Here is a 15,610-nt window from a genome sequence, read left to right as displayed (position 1 = left end):
TCAAGGCGCCCCGGCCGGCACATCCCGCCGGGGCGTACGCATCAGACGTCGTCGTCCAGCCCCTCCTCGCGGCGGATCATCCGCCAGGCCGCCTTGCGGGCGCTGCGGTCCAGGCTGGACTTGAAGCCCTTGTCAGGGCCGAAGTACTGGCGGCCCATGCCCGCGATGGTGTCGATGTGGTCGGCCATCTTGTCCGCGAAGACGTTGTCGAAGACGAGGCCGAAGTTCTCCTCGTCGTTGACGACTGCCGCCGCCCGCACCTTCGGGTCGGCCTTGGCCTCCTCGAACGGGCGGATGACGTCCTGCTCGGTGAACTCGGTGCCGAAGCGTTCGTTGAACTTCTCGATCAACTCGGAGAGCAGCGACTTCTCCGCTTCCTTCGCGCCGCCCGAGCCGTCGCCGAAGCCCTGCATCATCGTCGGTCCCTCGGTGGTGAGGGAGACGTCGTACTCGCCGGTCTTCTCCACCCGCATATGGCTGAGGTCGACCTCGCCTATGTCCACGCCGCCGTCCGCGCGGCGCGGTAGGCGGTTGAGGAGGTAGCGGCCGTAGAGGTGCAGCCGCTCCAGCTCGGCGTCCTGGTAGGGGACGATCTGCGCGAGGAAGCCGTACTTCCTGACGTAGTCGTTGAGGTCGGCGCGGAAGCCCTCCGCCGTCTCCTGATCGTCCTCGTCCTCGCTCTCCAGTAGGGGCGTGAAGCGGGCGACCGCGGGAGACAGCAGCCGGTACAACTCGGCATGCAGCTTCTCCCACTTGGACTGTGAGCCCGCCGCCCTCTCCTTGGCGGCGAAGTACGCGGCGGCGAACTCGTCCATCTCCTGCCCGGACAGGATCGGCGCCTGCATGACCCGGCTCTGCGCGGTGTAGAGGAGGTTGGGGTCGGAGGGGAGGGTCATCGCCTCCTCGAAGTACGGGCGGAAGGAGTCCTGTATGTCGTTGGCGTCGTTGACGAAGTCCAGGACCGCCAGGTCGGCCTGGGTCTTGCGCTCGGCGGTCCGGTTCAGCCGGGACAGGGTCTGGACGGCGGAGATGCCGGTCAGCGTCTTGTTGACGTACATCGTCGTGAGGAGCGGCTGGTCGAAGCCGGTCTGGTACTTCTCCGCCACGACCAGGATCTTGTACTCGCGCTGGCCCGGACCACCGGCTCGGGCGGCCTTGTCGTCGGCACGCGTGTACGCGAACGCCTTCGGCAGCGCGCTCTCCGACAGCCCGCCGTTCTCCTTCGGCTCGGTGGTCTCCTCTCCGTCCATCGTGAGCGAGCCGGAGAAGGCGACGAGGACACCCAGGTCGGGGTACTTGGTGTCGTAGTCCCGGTCCTTGATGTAGCTCTTGATGGCGCGCGCCATCTGTACGGCGGACTGCCGGGAGGCGGTCACCACCATCGACTTGGCCCGCCCGCCGAGACGGCCCCGGCTGTGCGCCACGAAGTGCTCCACGATCACCTGGGCGTGCTGGGCGACCGTCGAGTCATGGGTCAGCGCGTACCGGGCGAGCAGGCCGTTCGCCTTGGAGGGGTCGACCTCCCGCTCGTCCGGGTTCTGGTTCACCAGCTTCCAGTACGTGTTGTACGTGACGTAGTTGCGCAGCGGGTCGAGGATGAAGCCCTCCTCGATCGCCTGCCGCATGGAGTACGTGTGGAAGGGACGGTAGGTCGCCTTGCCGTCGATGTCCTGGAGCGTGCCGAAGAGTTCGAGGGTCTTGGCCTTCGGCGTGGCGGTGAACGCGAAGTAGGAGAGGTTCGCGGCGCGGGAACGCTGCTCGGCCCGGTTCTTGAGCTGCTCGTCCAGGGTGTCGCCCTCAGCCTTGACCGTGGTCGCGCCCGCGTCGTCCGAGTCGGAGTCCAGGCCGAGGTCGCGCAGAGCTGCCCGTACGTCCTTGGCGGCGTCGCCGGACTGCGAGGAGTGCGCCTCGTCCACGATGATCGCGAAGTGACTGCCACGTATCTCGGTGGGGTTGCGCTCGATGTACGAGATCAGCGCCGGGAACGAGTGCAGGGTGACGGTGACGATCTTGCCGGTGTCGCGGGAGAGGGCCTTGGCGAGCTGCTCGCCCTTCGCCCCGTGCTTCTCGTCGATCTTCACGACGAGGCCTGCGGTCTGCTCGAAGTTGCCGACGGTTTCCCGGAGTTGGGCGTCCAGGTTGCGGCGGTCGGTGATGACGATGACCTTGTCGAAGACCGGCACACCCGGCTTGAGGCCCTTGGCAACGGCCTCGGGGCCGAGTTCGTGGGGGTCGGTGGGGGTGTGCAGGTCGCTGAGGCGGTGCGCGAGCCAGCCGATGGTGTTCGACTTGCCCGAGCCGGCGGAGGCCATGACCAGGTAGTCGTGGCCCGCGCCGTGCGTCGCGGCGTGCGCGGTGAGCTTCTTGACCGCGTCCCACTGCTGGAAACGGGGGAAGACCATCGTCTTCGCCGTGCCGCCGCCGGGCGTCTTGCTCTTGTGCAGGTGCACGAACCTCTGGAGCAGGTCCAGCCAGTTGTCCGGCAGCCAGACCTGCTCCCAGAGGTAGGAGGTTGCGTACGCGCCGTACGTGGTCGGGGCCGGATTGCCTGCGCCGCCCGGCTGACCGGGACCGTTGGAACCGGTGTTGAACGGGAGGAAGCGGGTGTTCTTGCCCTTGAGCTGGGTGGCGACGAAGACCAGGTCCGGGTCGACGGCGAAGTTCGCGACGACCCGCCGCGTGAAGATCAGCTCGGTCGGGTCGCGGTCGGTTCGGTACTGCTCCTTGGCCTGCTCCACACCTTGCTTGGTCAGCGGGTTCTTCAACTCGGCTGTGGCGACAGGGATTCCGTTGAGGAAGAGGGTGAGATCGAGCCGGTTGCCCCAGTCGGCCTGCTTCGTCGCGTATTCGAGTTCGCGGACGACGGTGAGGCGGTTGGCGCGGTAGCCGTCCAGCACGGAGTCGTGGGCGACGAGGTTGGGCTTGAAGTAGGCGACGCGGAGGAGGACGCCCCGGTCCTTGACGCCGTTGCGGAGGACATCGAGGAGCCCGTTGGTGGCGATGGCCTGGTCGAGGCGGCTGGCGAACCCGCGCTGCGCTTCGTTCGGGTCATTGCCGTAGACGGTGAGCAGTTCGTTCCATTCGTCTGGCTGGGTCGCGCCGATGAAAGTGAACAGCTCGTTGGTGTCCAGGCCGAGATCGGCCTGGTAGTCCTGCGGGCACGCCTCGCGCCAGCCGCGCTCGACCATGGCGGCGACGATGGCTTCACCGAAGGCGGACTCCGTGTGGATGGGGCTCATGGCTACGCGGTGACTCCGTCCGTTACGTTGCGGCCGCTGGCGGTGGAGATGTCGAACTGGCCGGTTACGGCGGCGGTGATGAGGGCTTGGCGGCGTTCAGAAAGAAGGTCGAGCTGTGTCGTGAGTCTCTCCTTCGCGCGTCGGACGCAGTCCAGCTTCGTATTCATCTCTTTGACCAGAGCTTGTTGCTTGGCGACAGACGGGAGCGGAACAGGGAAACTCAAGATCTTGCTGCTGTTGGTTGATGCCAAGTTTGTCGTGCGGCTGCCCGTGCTCTCGAAGTAGCAACGCCCGTGCACAGTTTGTGTCATCAGCGCCAGGTAGTGTCCGTCCAGGCGGGACTCGTCGACGCGGAGCGCGAAAACGTGGTTCTGGTGGAGGCAATTCGGAAGCTCGCCGTTCCACACCGTCCCGCGGCCGAGTTTGTCCAGGTCGCCGCCTTCGGTCATAAGGACGTCACCGGGACGGAGAGTACTGCGACTGGCAACTGCTCGGGGGACAGTGATTTCGGTGACCGAGTCGAGATTGACATATCCGGCTTGGACGTTGGCTACGCGAAGATACGGGCGCGTCAGCACTTCTCCGGTCACATCGCGCTTGCCATCTACAGTGAGGCCATTCTGAATGCGGCAAATGTAGCCGAGGCGCACCAGAGGGTTAGCCGAGGAGACGGCCGGGAGCCACGGCCACGAGCCTCGCCCGAGTGGGTGGGTCAGGATGCCCGGGATCAGAGTCTCGGAGACATGCGCATAGGCCCGCTCGTCAAGTAGCGATTGCTGTGCTTGACGCTTCTGTGCCAACAGGTCGATGCGGGCGATCTCGGCGTCGAGGAAGTCGGCGATGCGGCGCTGCTCCTCCAGCGAGGGTACAGGCATCGGGAGGTTTTGGAAGGCCTCGATGTCAATTGCCTGACCTTGCCGGATCCCCTGGGTGATGTTCGCCAGATGGGAGATTAGCAGGCTGGATCGAAAATAGTGCTTGAAGAATCTCGGTTCCAAGTTGCCTGCTGACCGCAGAACCGTGTATGCCGGGCTCACGATGCCCCGCACGGCGGAGTGTGAAATGCCGTGTTGGAAGGACCGCAGGCCGATGACGAAGTCGTCTGGCTCAACGAGTTTGTAGTTACTGATGTTGGAGTCCGGGTTCCAAACTGAGAATTCAAGGTCGCTTCGCAGACTGACGCCGTCTTTGGTTGCGGAGGCCAAGGGGGCATCAGCGCCTCGTACGTCGCGACGTGTGAAGGAGAAGCGAGCTCGACGAGTCTGCCAGTTGACGGGAAAAGTCATTCCGTCACCTCACCCAACAACGCCTGAATCTCTGCCTCCAGCGACTTCAACTCCGCGTCGATCTCCGCCAGCGGCCTCGGCGGCTGGTAAACGTAGAAGTGCCGGGTGAACGGGATCTCGTAGCCGATCTTCGTCTTCGTATGGTCGATCCACGCGTCCGGAACGTGCGGCAGCACCTCGCGCTTGAGGTACTCCTCGACGTCCTCGCCCAGCGGAACGTTCTCGTAGTCCCGCAGGTCCGTGTCGGGCTCCGCAGCACCCTTGACCTTCTGGACCTCGCCCTCCGGGTGCCGGGCGCCGATCGCTTCCCGTACCGCCTTCGCGAACGGCGCTCCCGACGGCCACATCAGGCCGACCGCGACCACCGCATCCTTGAGCGCGATAAACGCCTTCGACCTCTCCATCCACGACGAGCCGAGCAACGTGCGCACCGCTGCCACGAACTCCTCGCTCCGCTCCAGCCTCGCCACCGGCTTGGCCTCCGCCAGCGTCGCCAACGTCTCCTCAGTCACCTCGAAGCGCAGCTTCAGCGGGCGCTCGACCGTGATGCGCTGGTAGCCGAAGTCCTCGTTCGCGAAGAGCTTCACCTTGCCGTGCAGCGGGTGTTCGGGGTCCTTCGCGACCTGGACGGCCTCCGCGTACAGCCGAGTGATATCCCCGATGTGGTCGGGGCGGCCGTTCGTCCCGTCGCCGAGCTCCTTGCGCTTGTCGCCCAGCGACTTGCGCATCTTCACCCACTGGTCACGCGCGTCGAGCAGGGCGACCTTGCCCCTGTGATCCTTGTCCTTACGGTTCGTCAGGATCCAGAAGTAAGTCGAGATACCGGTGTTGTAGAAGAGCTGGTCCGGGAGGGCGACGATCGCCTCCAGCCAGTCGTTCTCCAGGATCCAGCGGCGGATGTTGGACTCGCCGGACTCGGCCGCGCCCGTGAACAGCGGGGAGCCGTTGAAGACGATGGCGATGCGGGAGCCGCCTCCGCCGTTGACGTCCACCGGCTTCATCTTCGAGATCATGTGCTGGAGGAAGAGCAGCGAACCGTCGTTGATGCGCGGCAGGCCCGCGCCGAAGCGGCCGGCGTCGCCGAGCGACCTGTGCTCGTACTCGACCTCCTCCTTGACCTTCTTCCACTCCACGCCGAACGGCGGGTTGGCGAGGATGTAGTCGAACTTGCGGCGGGCGTGGCCGTCGTCGGAGAAGGAGTTGCCGAAGCGGATGTTCTCCGGATCCTGGCCCTTGATCATGAGGTCGGACCGGCAGATCGCCCAGGACTCGGGGTTGAGCTCCTGCCCGTACACCTCGACCGTCGCGTCCTTGTTGAACGCCTTGATGTGGTCGTCGGCGGCGCTGAGCATGCCGCCCGTGCCGCAGGCCGGGTCCATGACCGTGCGGACGACACCCGGCACGGTGAGGGCGTCCGCGTCGGGCGCCACCAGCAGGTTGACCATCAGCTTGATGACCTCGCGCGGGGTGAAGTGCTCACCCGCGGTCTCGTTCGACTGCTCGGCGAAGCGGCGGATCAACTCCTCGAAGATGTAACCCATGTTGTGGTTGGGCACGACGTCGGGGTGCAGGTCGAGGTCGGTGAACCTGCCGATGACCTGGTAGAGCAGGTTCGCGCCGTCGAGCTTCCTGACCTGCTGGTTGAACTCGTACTTGTCGAGGACCTCGCGGGCGTTCTCGGAGAACGCGCCGACGTAGATCTGCAGGTTCTTCGCCGCGTTCTGCGGGTCGGCCGCGATCTTCCGCAGTGTGAGGTCGCTCTTGTTGTAGAAGGAGTGGCCGGAGGCGCGGCGGAGGAAGTGGCCGGGGTCCATCTCCTGGCCCGCGAACCTGGTGACGGTCTCGACGACCTTCTCGCGCGTCGGCTCCAGGACGCACTCCAGGCGGCGCAGCACGGTGAACGGCAGGATGACCTTGCCGTAGTCGGACTGCTTGTAGTCGCCGCGCAGGAGATCGGCGACGGACCAGGCGTGGTTCGCCAGCTCCGTGTGCTTACTGCTGTTCAAGAGGTCCCGGCTTCCTTCCGAAGAGCGCCGTCCTGGCGGGGGACGGCAGGTATCCAGTGTGGTCGTGTGCGGTGGGACGTGTGGGGCCTTTCAGGCGGAACGGCTGTCCGGCCCATCCCGTTCGTCCCGTTCGTCCCGTTCGTCCGGAGTATTCGGTGAATCCGGTGGTAGGAGTACACCGACGGTGAGTCCGGTGGTCAGGGCGGCCGCCGTGTCAGCGGCGAGGTCGGCGGTTCGGCGGACGGCCGCGCGCAGCTCGTACACGCGGCGGAACTCCTCCCCGTAGCGCCGCTGTTCCTCCAGGGGCAGCAGCGGTACGCGCAGGCGGCCCGGTGTGACGTGCACGAGGCTGCTGCCGGTGGAGGCGGAGGCGATGTTGTCCTCGGCGCCGAGGAACCCGGCCAGGAACCACGGGTCGAGGCGGGCCGGGTCGGGGCGTAGGAGGTGGATGTGCTGGCCGAGCAGGGCTCCGGCGTCCCGGTCGTCCGCGACCCGGGTCATCGCGGACCCGTCGCCTCCACCCGCGAGGGCGCGTACGAGCACGTCCCCGGCGGCGATGGGTTGCGCCGCTTCGGCGTGGAGGTCGACAGCCGTGCCGGACGGGGGGTTTCCGGCAGAGATGTCCCGGGCGGTGAGGACCGGCCGGTCCACCGTCGGGGCTGCGGGGCCCTTGGAGCCACGGGTGCCGGGTGTCGCCGCCCGCAACACGGTCAGGGCGCCGCCGCGTGCCAGGTCGGAGACGGTCGCCGTACGCCACTCTCGGGCCGAGGCCCCGGACGGTCGCCCCCCGCCGAAAGCTGAGGCGGCTGCCAAAGCGGCTACTTGCTTGGCCAACTGCCCGTGCAGGTCGTGGACGCGCCGGGCCAGGGCGGCCGGGTCGATGTCGGCCGCGGTCGCCCGGACATGGCGGGCCGGGGTGACGTCGACGACGTCGTCGAGGAGGTCGACGAGCGGCACCGCGCGGGCGACGCCGGGCTCGTCGACGTAGGTGTCGGGGGCGGTGGTGAACGCCGCCCACTGGCCGAGGACCCGGTCGGTCAGCCCCGCCCACTCGAAGGAGGAGGCAGAGGCGGAAGACGCGGGGCCAGACGAAGCGGCGGAAGTCTGGGAACCTGCTGGGCGAGGGCGTGAGCCGCCACGGGTACCCGCGCCGGCCGCGCCCGTGGCCGTGTCTGTGGCGAACGACGTGCCCACGGCACCGTCCCGCCACTCGCCCTCCCCGTCGACGAACAGCACCGTCGCACGGTCGGTGCCGCCCGGCTCTGGGCGTTGGAACACCCAGATCTGCAGGCCGATGTGGAGTGGATACGCGGCACGCACCGGAAGTGAGACGACGGCGCGCAGGGCCCCGCCGCGGATGAGTTCCGCGCGGACACGGCGGCCGGAGGAGCGGAAGGCCAGCGCGGGCGGCAGCAGCATGACCGCGTGACCGCCGGGCTCCAGGTGTGCGAGCGCGTGCTGCACCCAGGCCAGTTCGGATTCGAGGCGAGGCGGGAGCCCGTACGCCCACCTCGGGTCGTAGGCCAGCTCGTCGTGACCCCAGTCGCGGTCGGCGAACGGCGGGTTGCACAGGACTGCGTCCACGGTGACGTCGGGGAAGGCGTCGGCGCGCAGGCTGTCGTCGACGCGGATCGTCGTCTCGGCCTCGGGTGCGGCGATCAGCAGCCGGACGGCGGTGCGTTGGCCCTGGACGGGAAGCGAGTCCTGCCCGAACAGCTCCCGCGCGCCCTGCCGGGCGGCGGCGGCCAGGAGCGTTCCGCTGCCGCAGGCGGGGTCGAGGACGCGGAACACGTCGGCGGGCAGGAGCCGTGCCATGAGCCGGGCCAGACCCTCCGGGGTCTGGTAGACGCCGCTGGCGGCACCCTCGTCCAGTTCGCGTTCGGCGAGGACGTCGAGGGCGGCCTGGGCCCCCGCCTCACGGACGCAGTCCAGCAGCGCGCGAACCACGCCCGCGTCGTCCGGACCGTAGCGGACCGGCTCGGCCTCGGGCACGGTGGCCGGGAGCTCACCCGCGGCCTTCTCCGCCCGGGCGAGCAGCTGGTCGTCGGGCACGGCGGCGAGTTCGGCCAGTTCCTCTGGCGTACGGCGGGACGCGGCAGCCACCAGGGGGAACAGCCGCGCGGCCACTCCCGAGCCTGGGCCCAGCAGCCGTAGCGCCGTCCGCAGTTCCTCGGTCGGCGAGGCGGTGGAGGTGTGCCCGCGTCCCCGCAGCCATGCCTGGACGGCCGGCAGGTCGTAGAGCGGGCTGGTTTCCGTGCCTGCGCTGGGTGCCGGGAAGTCGTCGTGGCGGCGGCGCCAGTTGCTGACGGTGGCGCGCGTGACCCCTGCGATGCGGGAGATCTCGGCGGCTGTCACGTGTGCGGAGGGCGCCGGTCGGGCTGGTGGCTGCTGGGGCATGGCGTGGAGTTCCGCACCTCTCGGGCCAGTCGAATGGGGACGGTTAACACGTTACAACAACCGTCAAGTTCGTCAAGCTGTTTGACGGCGCTTTCATCGCTGTGCTTATCTGTTAACGCTTCCGAATGGAAGCCATGCACCGTGACTCCGCACCAGCCGCACCGTGACCCCGCAACCGCACCGCACCCACGGGAGGAACCCACATGACCGTGACGGAGCAGCCCCGGCAGAACGCACACCACCCCACCGACCCCGCCCGTCCGGCCCCGGCCGACCAGCCCGTGCCCGTGGCCGGTCTGGTGGAGGCCCGACTGGCGGAGGAGGCGCTCACCGAGCCCGTGAAGGTGCTCCTGAAGGAGGCCCTGGGCGACGGCGAGCCCCGAGGGACCTCCCCTGTCGGCCGGATCTACCTCGAGTCCGTCGCCGTCGCGCGTTTCCGCGGCATCGGACCGCGCGCCTGGCTCAAGCTCAGCCCCAGGCCCGGCGTGAACCTGGTCGTGGGTCGCAACGGCTCCGGCAAGTCCAGCATCGCCGAGGGCATCGAGACAGCCTTCACCGGCGTGAACATGCGCTGGCAGGGGCAGCACGCGATGCGCAGCAGCAACTGGCGCAACCTCCACGACACCGACGGCAGGCCGGAGATCGAGGTCAGGCTCGCCATCGAGGGCGACACCGGCCGCAGCACCCTCACCCGCACCTGGGACGGCGACGACTTCGACGCCTCCCAGGCCGAGCTCAAGCGCCCCGGACACGGCCGCGCCCCCCTCGACCAGGCGGACTGGACGCAGGCCCTGCGGGACTTCCGGCCCTTCCTGTCGTACGTCGATCTCGACCGCATGATCAGTGGCAAGCCCTCCGAGATGTACGACGCCATCGCCACGATCCTCGGCCTGGGGCAGCTCAGCGCCGCCGACGGCCGGCTTCGCCAGGAGGCCAAGGCGCTCGAAGACGCGGAGAAGGTGGCGAAGGCGGAGCTGCCGGGCCTCAAGGAGGCGCTGTACGAGCTGGAGGACGACGACCGCGCGGTCCAGGCACTCGTCGCCGTGGACACGGCGGGAACCCCCGACCTCGCGACCGTCGAAGCCCTGGTCGCCGGTCTGCCCACCGACGGGGACGACGGCCTGCTCGCGCGGCTGCGCGCCGAGGCAGAGGTGCAGGGACCCGAAATGGCGCAGGTCCACGCGGCCCTGGACCGCCTGCGCAATGCTCTCGCCGACGCCGAGGACCTGCGCGGCACCGGCGCCGAGGACGCCCTGCGGCGTGCGGAACTCCTCGAACGGGCTGTGGCGCACCACGACCGTCACCCTGAAGTCGCCGCCTGCCCCGTGTGCGGGACCGACGGGACGCTGGACGCGGCATGGGCCGCGGACGCCATCGCCCAGATCGCCGCACTGCGGCAGGAGGCGGAGGCTGCAGCGGGCGCGCGCAGCGAACTCCGGTCGGCCGCGCGGGCCGTGCAGGACCTCGTTCACACACCCCCGCGGATCCCCGTCGCCCTCGCCGACCCGTGGCGCGCCTGGACCGCCTGCCGGACGATCAGTGATCCCGGCGAGCTCGCCCAGCGCGCCCACGAGGCCGCCGCGCCCCTGGCCGACGCCTGCGCCGCGGTCAAGGAGCACGCCGTCAGGGAACTGGAGAAGCGGGACGAACGCTGGCGCGGGCTCGTCACCCGCCTGGCGGGCTGGGCCGAGAGGGCCCGTGCCGTGGAGGCGAACAAGCCCCGGCTGCGGGACATCAGGAGGGCGAGCACCTGGATCAAGACGCTGGCCGCCGAGTTGCGGGAACAGCGCATGGAAGGCTTCGCCGACCAGTCGCAGCGCATCTGGGAGCGGCTCCGCCAGGAGAGCAACATCGATCTCAAGGCCGTGAGTCTGAAGGGCAGCGAGAAGGCCACGGTCCGCAAGCTCGTCATGGATGTCACCGTCGACGGCCAGGAGGCCTCGGCTCTCGGCGTCATGAGCCAGGGCGAGCAGCACTCCCTCGCGCTGTCCCTGTTCCTGCCTCGGGCCGTCACCGCCGACAGCCCGTTCGGCTTCCTCGTCATCGACGACCCCGTGCAGTCCATGGACCCCGCCAAGGTCAACGGACTCGCCCAGGTCCTGCACGAGCTCGGCGAGCACCGGCAGGTCGTGGTGTTCACCCACGACACCCGGCTCCAGCGGGCGTTCACCAGCCAGGATCTGCCCGTGACGGTGTTCGAGGTCGAGCGGGCCAAGTCGTCCAAGGTGAAGGTGAAGCCGGTGACCGACCCGGTACGGCAGGCACTCGACGACGCGCGGGCCCTCGCCAGTACCGGTGACCTGCCGTCGGCGGCACGGACCCACGTGCTGCCCAGCCTGTGCCGTATCGCCCTGGAGAACGCCTTCCTCGAAGCCGCCTGGATCCGGCATCACCGCTCCGGCGCGCCCGAGGACGAGCTGCAGGCCGCCGTCGGCAGCGCCGACAAGCTCATGAAGGTCGCGGCGCTGGCCCTGTTCGGCGACGCCGACCGGGCCGGCGAGGTCTACCGGGAGCTGCGTACCCTCTGCGGACCGCGTGCGGTGGACCTCCTCAAGCAGTGCCAGAACGGCGCCCACGCAACGGGAGCGCAGATCACCGACCCCCACCGCTTCGTGGACGACATCGAGATCATGGCGCAGAAGGTGCGCAAGTCGGGGGTGACCGCGTGATGAGCACTCCCACCACCTCGGTCGAGGAGCTCCTGCTGACGGCCGATCAGCTGCTTGCCGCCCGTACCGGCGCCACGGCCGCCGGCCGGCACCGCGGAGCCTCCCTCGCTCTGCGGACCGCCCTGGAGCTCTCCATCGACCGTGTGCTCGACGCCGCGGTGCCAGGGCTCGCCGACACCACGATGCGGGCCAAGATGCTGTGCCTCCCCTGCTACATCGCGGCGGAGACCGCTCGCCGCACCCACGCCGTCTGGTCGCACCTCTGCCTGGGATGCCACTACCACCAGTACGAGATCGGCCCCACGCACGACCAGGTTCACGCCTGGCGGACCGAGGTCGGTGAGCTGGTCGGGTCGTTGACCGCCTGACTGGTTGTTACCAGCACGTCTCTGATAGTTATTCCGACGGGGCCGGGCGTCATGCCCGTCGCAGCGTCCTCCGGGGTGCTGCAAGGGGAGGGGATGTACATGGGCACCACCACGCGCAACGAGATCATCGCCATGGAGCAGAAGGCGGTGGACCGCGCCTACGACTGCTATGCCGCGCGACTGGCCGAACTGACCGGGGGCTCGGTCGCCTCGGCCTCCGCGAGCGGCAAGGACAGCGTGGCCAACCGTCTCGCGGCCGAGGAGCGAGCCGCGGCCTATGGAGGTCTCGGCAACGCTTCGCTGGTCATCAGCCGCGTGGACGTGCAGGACAGCCCAGGTGGGGAGCCCGAGACCTGGTACGTCGGCCGGCGTGCCGTTTCCGACGTGCGGACCCGCGACACCGTCGTCGTGGAGTGGACCAACGCGCTTGCGAAGCAGTGGCTCGACGCGCTGCCGGACGCTCCGGGGGAGGTGCTCCTGCGGCGGCGGCTGCACTGCGCGCAGCGCGTCGTCGAAGGCTATGCCGATGACATCTCCGTCACGGTTCCCGCCCCGCGGCCGACCGCGGACGACGCCGATCCACAGTCCGCGGCGGCAGACTCCACCACCGACACACAGCAGCCCGACAAGGCGCGGCGGCCCGTCCTCACCCCCGCCGACCTTGCCCGCCTCCAGCGCCAAAAGCCGCCGCAACCCGACGACTTCCTCCTCCGCGAGCTTCAGCGCTCTCGCCGCGGCAGCATGCGGGACATCGTCGAGACCATCCGCCGTGACCAGATGGCTCTGGTCACCGGTTCGCCCTCGGACATCCTCGTCGTGCAGGGCGGCCCGGGTACCGGCAAGTCGGCGGTCGGCCTGCACCGCGTGACCTGGCTCGTCAACAACGGGCACTTCAAAGCCCAGGACGTCCTCGTCGTCGGCCCCCATCAGCGGTTCCTGGAGTACGTGAGCCAGGTGCTGCCCACGCTCGGCACCCGGAACGTCAACGCCGTGCAGGTGACGCGCCTGTGGGACGGCGAGATCCTCGGCACCGACACCCCCGCAGCGCGGATGGTGAAGTCCGATGAACGCATGGCGGCCGTCCTGCGGCGGCGCGTCGAGATCGAGTGCCGTCCCGAGGCCGTCGACGAGTTCACCACCACTGCCTCCTACGAGGGGGCCAAGCCTGAGCTCACCGTCACCGTCGGCAGCACGACCCTGCGCATCCCGCGCTCCGAGATGCTTTCGCTCCTCGAAGACGTGCGCCAAGGCGACGGCTCCTACCGTGAGCGCCGCGACCGCTTCCGCGGGTTGCTCGTCGACCGCCTGCTACGGGAACTCGTCGCCGTCGCCCCTCGCCGCAGCCGCGACGACACGATCCGCCGCGACCTGGAACGCAACCGTCAGGTCGAGCGCCTCATCGAACGTGTCTGGCCTTCGCCCGGCGCCAGGGAAGCCCTCCGCACCCTCTACGACTCGGAAGACCTCCTGCGTGCCTGCGCCGAGGGCATTCTCGACGCCGCGGAACAGGCCGCTGTGCGCCGCCCTCGGGCCGACACGGCCGACGCCGATCCCTGGACGCTCGACGACCGGGTCTGCCTCGAAGAACTGCGGTATCTCATCACCGGGGAGACCCCACGGCGGTACGGGCACATCGTGGTCGACGAGGCGCAGGACCTGACACCCATGCAGGCCCGCTCCCTGCGCCGGCGCTCCGCGGCGCAGGGCTCCATGACCATCCTCGGCGACCTGGCCCAGGCCACGGGCCCTCACACCCACACCGACTGGGACCGCCTCGGCACCCTCCTGTCCGACCACGGCGACTGGCGCGTGGCCGAGCTGAACACCAGCTACCGCGTGCCCGCCGAGATCATGGAGTTCGTCGCCCCCCTTGCCCATACCGTCGCCCCCACGCTGCCGTACCCGCAGGCCGTGCGTACGGCGGGAGATGATGCCGTACGGACGGTCGCGACCGAGCCGTGGAAACTCCTCGGCGACACCGTGGCCCAAGCCACCCGCCTCATCGGCACCAGCGACGGACACACCCTGCGCTCCGTGGCGGTCATCGTCCCCGACGACTCCGGCTGGCTCGACGAGATCAGCCGCCAGCTGGACCTGGCCGAGGGCATCACCGAGCAGGGACGCGAGGCGGTGTCCGTGCTGGCTGCCGCCCAGGCCAAGGGCATGGAGTACGACCACGTCCTCGTCGTCGAACCCGCAACCATCGCCGACCGGGGCCCGGCCGGCCTGCGCCAGCTGTACGTCGCGCTCACCCGCAGCACCCAGAGCCTGACCGTCCTGCACACGTCCCCGCTCCCGGAGGCCCTCACGAACCCCGACGGCAGCGCTACCGATCCAGCACCCACCGAAGGCGAACCAGGCATGGCAGACGGTGACGTCCCCGACATCGGTACGGACGTCCGAGTCCGCGTGACCGGCCGGGCACCCGGCGGCCGGTACAGGGTCAAGGCCCTGTCTCCCGCGATCGACGTCCCTCTGGTCCTGACCGTCCGCCACGGCTCGGTGCCCCCGCGTCCCGGCGCGGTACTGGACTGCTGGGTGTTCGCCCACGAGACGAACCACTGCCTGCTCACCGCGGACCAGCGTGGCCGCCAGCCCATCTCCCCCACCATGGCGGAACGCTATGTGGCGGCGCTCGGCGTCTTCGACGACCTGACCAACGGTGACGGAACCATTCCGGAGAACGCCCGTGACCGGCTGTCCGAGCTCAAGGGCATGGCCAACCGCGTCCTCCGCCGTGACCAGGCGGACTGGGTGGACGTGCGTCGTGTGCTCGGATCCCCGGACAAACACCGCCTCAGCCTCCTGCGCGACCTGGCGGCGCACACCAACCGCATGCTCAAGGACAACGACCTGGACCTGAACCGACTCCAGGCGGACCTGGCACGCGCCGACTGGGCCCAGGCCCTGAACGCGGCCCGGGAGGCGCTCCAGCACCGCCGGGCCGCCCTGGGCGAACCGCAAACCGAGAGTGCGCCCGCCTCCGTCGAACAGCCGTCCGAGCAGAAGGAAGCAGAGCCCGTGACCTCCGAAGGCATGCCCGACACGCCAGCGCCCGCCACGCCCGCCACGCCCGCCACGCCCGCCAAGAAGCTTCTGCACTCGCTGGAGACCGCGGCGGCCGCCGACCGCACGTGCAAGAAGCACGAGGCGGTGCGCCATGCTCTCAAGGCGGCTCTGCTCTGGGCGGACCTGCAGCCGGCCGACTCCCCGGTCATCGATGTCAGCCGCACCGCGGAGGACGGCCACTTCCTCTACGAGGTCCTCGGTGCCGGCCGCTCCACCTACGCCGACCTCCGCTCGGGAGCCACCCGCCTCCTGGAGATCAACCACACCCTGCCCGCTCCTGCCGACCGCCTTTATCTGGTGCTCTCCGAACCGCCCGCCGAGGAATGGTCGGCCGACACCTTGCACGGCGTCTTCGGGGTTCACGTCCTGTGGCGCACCCCCGACAGTTGGGGTGGCCAGGACGCGGAAACCGCCCTGGGCTCCGGAGAGGCGTAACCACTTTCGGCAGAAGCCCGATTCTTCCGTGCGCGCTCGCGCTTCTTGGGTGCCTTAAGCGAAGCCAGGGCCCGATAGCCCGGAGAAGACCGGTCCGGAGTCGTGCAGGATGACGCTTATCCGCTGGAGAGATTTCGGAGA

7 protein-coding genes are annotated in these 15,610 nt (G+C 69.1%); 3 read left to right on the top strand and 4 right to left on the bottom strand.

The genetic code is table 11. The features are described 5' to 3' along the window. Positions 1-41: 41 nt before the first annotated feature. The 4 genes from F9278_RS25140 to F9278_RS25125 form a co-directional block, all read right to left on the bottom strand. Positions 42-3,239, bottom strand: coding sequence for a type I restriction endonuclease subunit R (locus tag F9278_RS25140; RefSeq protein ID WP_152170338.1), 3,198 nt, complete (start codon positions 3,237-3,239; stop codon positions 42-44). A gap of 2 nt (positions 3,240-3,241) precedes the next feature. Next, entirely contained in the window at positions 3,242-4,525 is a 1,284-nt protein-coding gene (locus F9278_RS25135; protein WP_152170337.1) for a restriction endonuclease subunit S, read from the bottom strand. After that, the gene (locus F9278_RS25130) at positions 4,522-6,531 is read right to left on the bottom strand and encodes a type I restriction-modification system subunit M (RefSeq protein ID WP_152170336.1); all 2,010 of its coding nucleotides are present in this window, start codon (positions 6,529-6,531) and stop codon (positions 4,522-4,524) included. The genes F9278_RS25135 and F9278_RS25130 overlap by 4 nt, the downstream gene beginning before the upstream one ends. Before the next feature lie 90 nt (positions 6,532-6,621). Beyond that, positions 6,622-8,886 carry an N-6 DNA methylase gene (locus tag F9278_RS25125; RefSeq protein WP_152170335.1) on the bottom strand — a complete coding sequence of 755 codons (2,265 nt, stop codon included), beginning with the start codon at positions 8,884-8,886 and terminating at the stop codon, positions 6,622-6,624. A gap of 245 nt (positions 8,887-9,131) precedes the next feature. Here F9278_RS25125 and F9278_RS25120 point away from each other — a divergent pair, with 245 nt between their 5' ends. The 3 genes from F9278_RS25120 (at position 9,132) to F9278_RS25110 (ending at position 15,469) form a co-directional block, all read left to right on the top strand. Then, positions 9,132-11,597, top strand: coding sequence for an AAA family ATPase (locus F9278_RS25120; RefSeq protein WP_152170334.1), 2,466 nt, complete (start codon positions 9,132-9,134; stop codon positions 11,595-11,597). Continuing rightward, entirely contained in the window at positions 11,597-11,965 is a 369-nt protein-coding gene (locus F9278_RS25115) for a hypothetical protein (RefSeq protein ID WP_152170333.1), read from the top strand. The genes F9278_RS25120 and F9278_RS25115 overlap by 1 nt, the downstream gene beginning before the upstream one ends. 99 nt (positions 11,966-12,064) lie before the next feature. Then, positions 12,065-15,469, top strand: coding sequence for a HelD family protein (locus F9278_RS25110; RefSeq protein ID WP_193241619.1), 3,405 nt, complete (start codon positions 12,065-12,067; stop codon positions 15,467-15,469). The last annotated feature ends 141 nt before the right edge of the window (positions 15,470-15,610 follow it).

The sequence above is a fragment of the Streptomyces phaeolivaceus genome, assembly GCF_009184865.1.
GTDB lineage: Bacteria > Actinomycetota > Actinomycetes > Streptomycetales > Streptomycetaceae > Streptomyces > Streptomyces phaeolivaceus.
The sequence above is the reverse complement of the archived record's forward strand: the minus strand, read 5'-3'. Positions and strand labels throughout refer to the sequence as shown.

Bases quoted from the DNA above. Each gene is read 5' to 3' on its own strand.
- F9278_RS25140 (WP_152170338.1), bottom strand. From the start codon at position 3,239: ATGAGCCCCATCCACACGGAGTCCGCCTTCGGTGAAGCCATCGTCGCC.
- F9278_RS25135 (WP_152170337.1), bottom strand. From the start codon at position 4,525: ATGACTTTTCCCGTCAACTGGCAGACTCGTCGAGCTCGCTTCTCCTTC.
- F9278_RS25120 (WP_152170334.1), top strand. From the start codon at position 9,132: ATGACCGTGACGGAGCAGCCCCGGCAGAACGCACACCACCCCACCGAC.
- F9278_RS25115 (WP_152170333.1), top strand. From the start codon at position 11,597: ATGAGCACTCCCACCACCTCGGTCGAGGAGCTCCTGCTGACGGCCGAT.
- F9278_RS25110 (WP_193241619.1), top strand. From the start codon at position 12,065: ATGGGCACCACCACGCGCAACGAGATCATCGCCATGGAGCAGAAGGCG.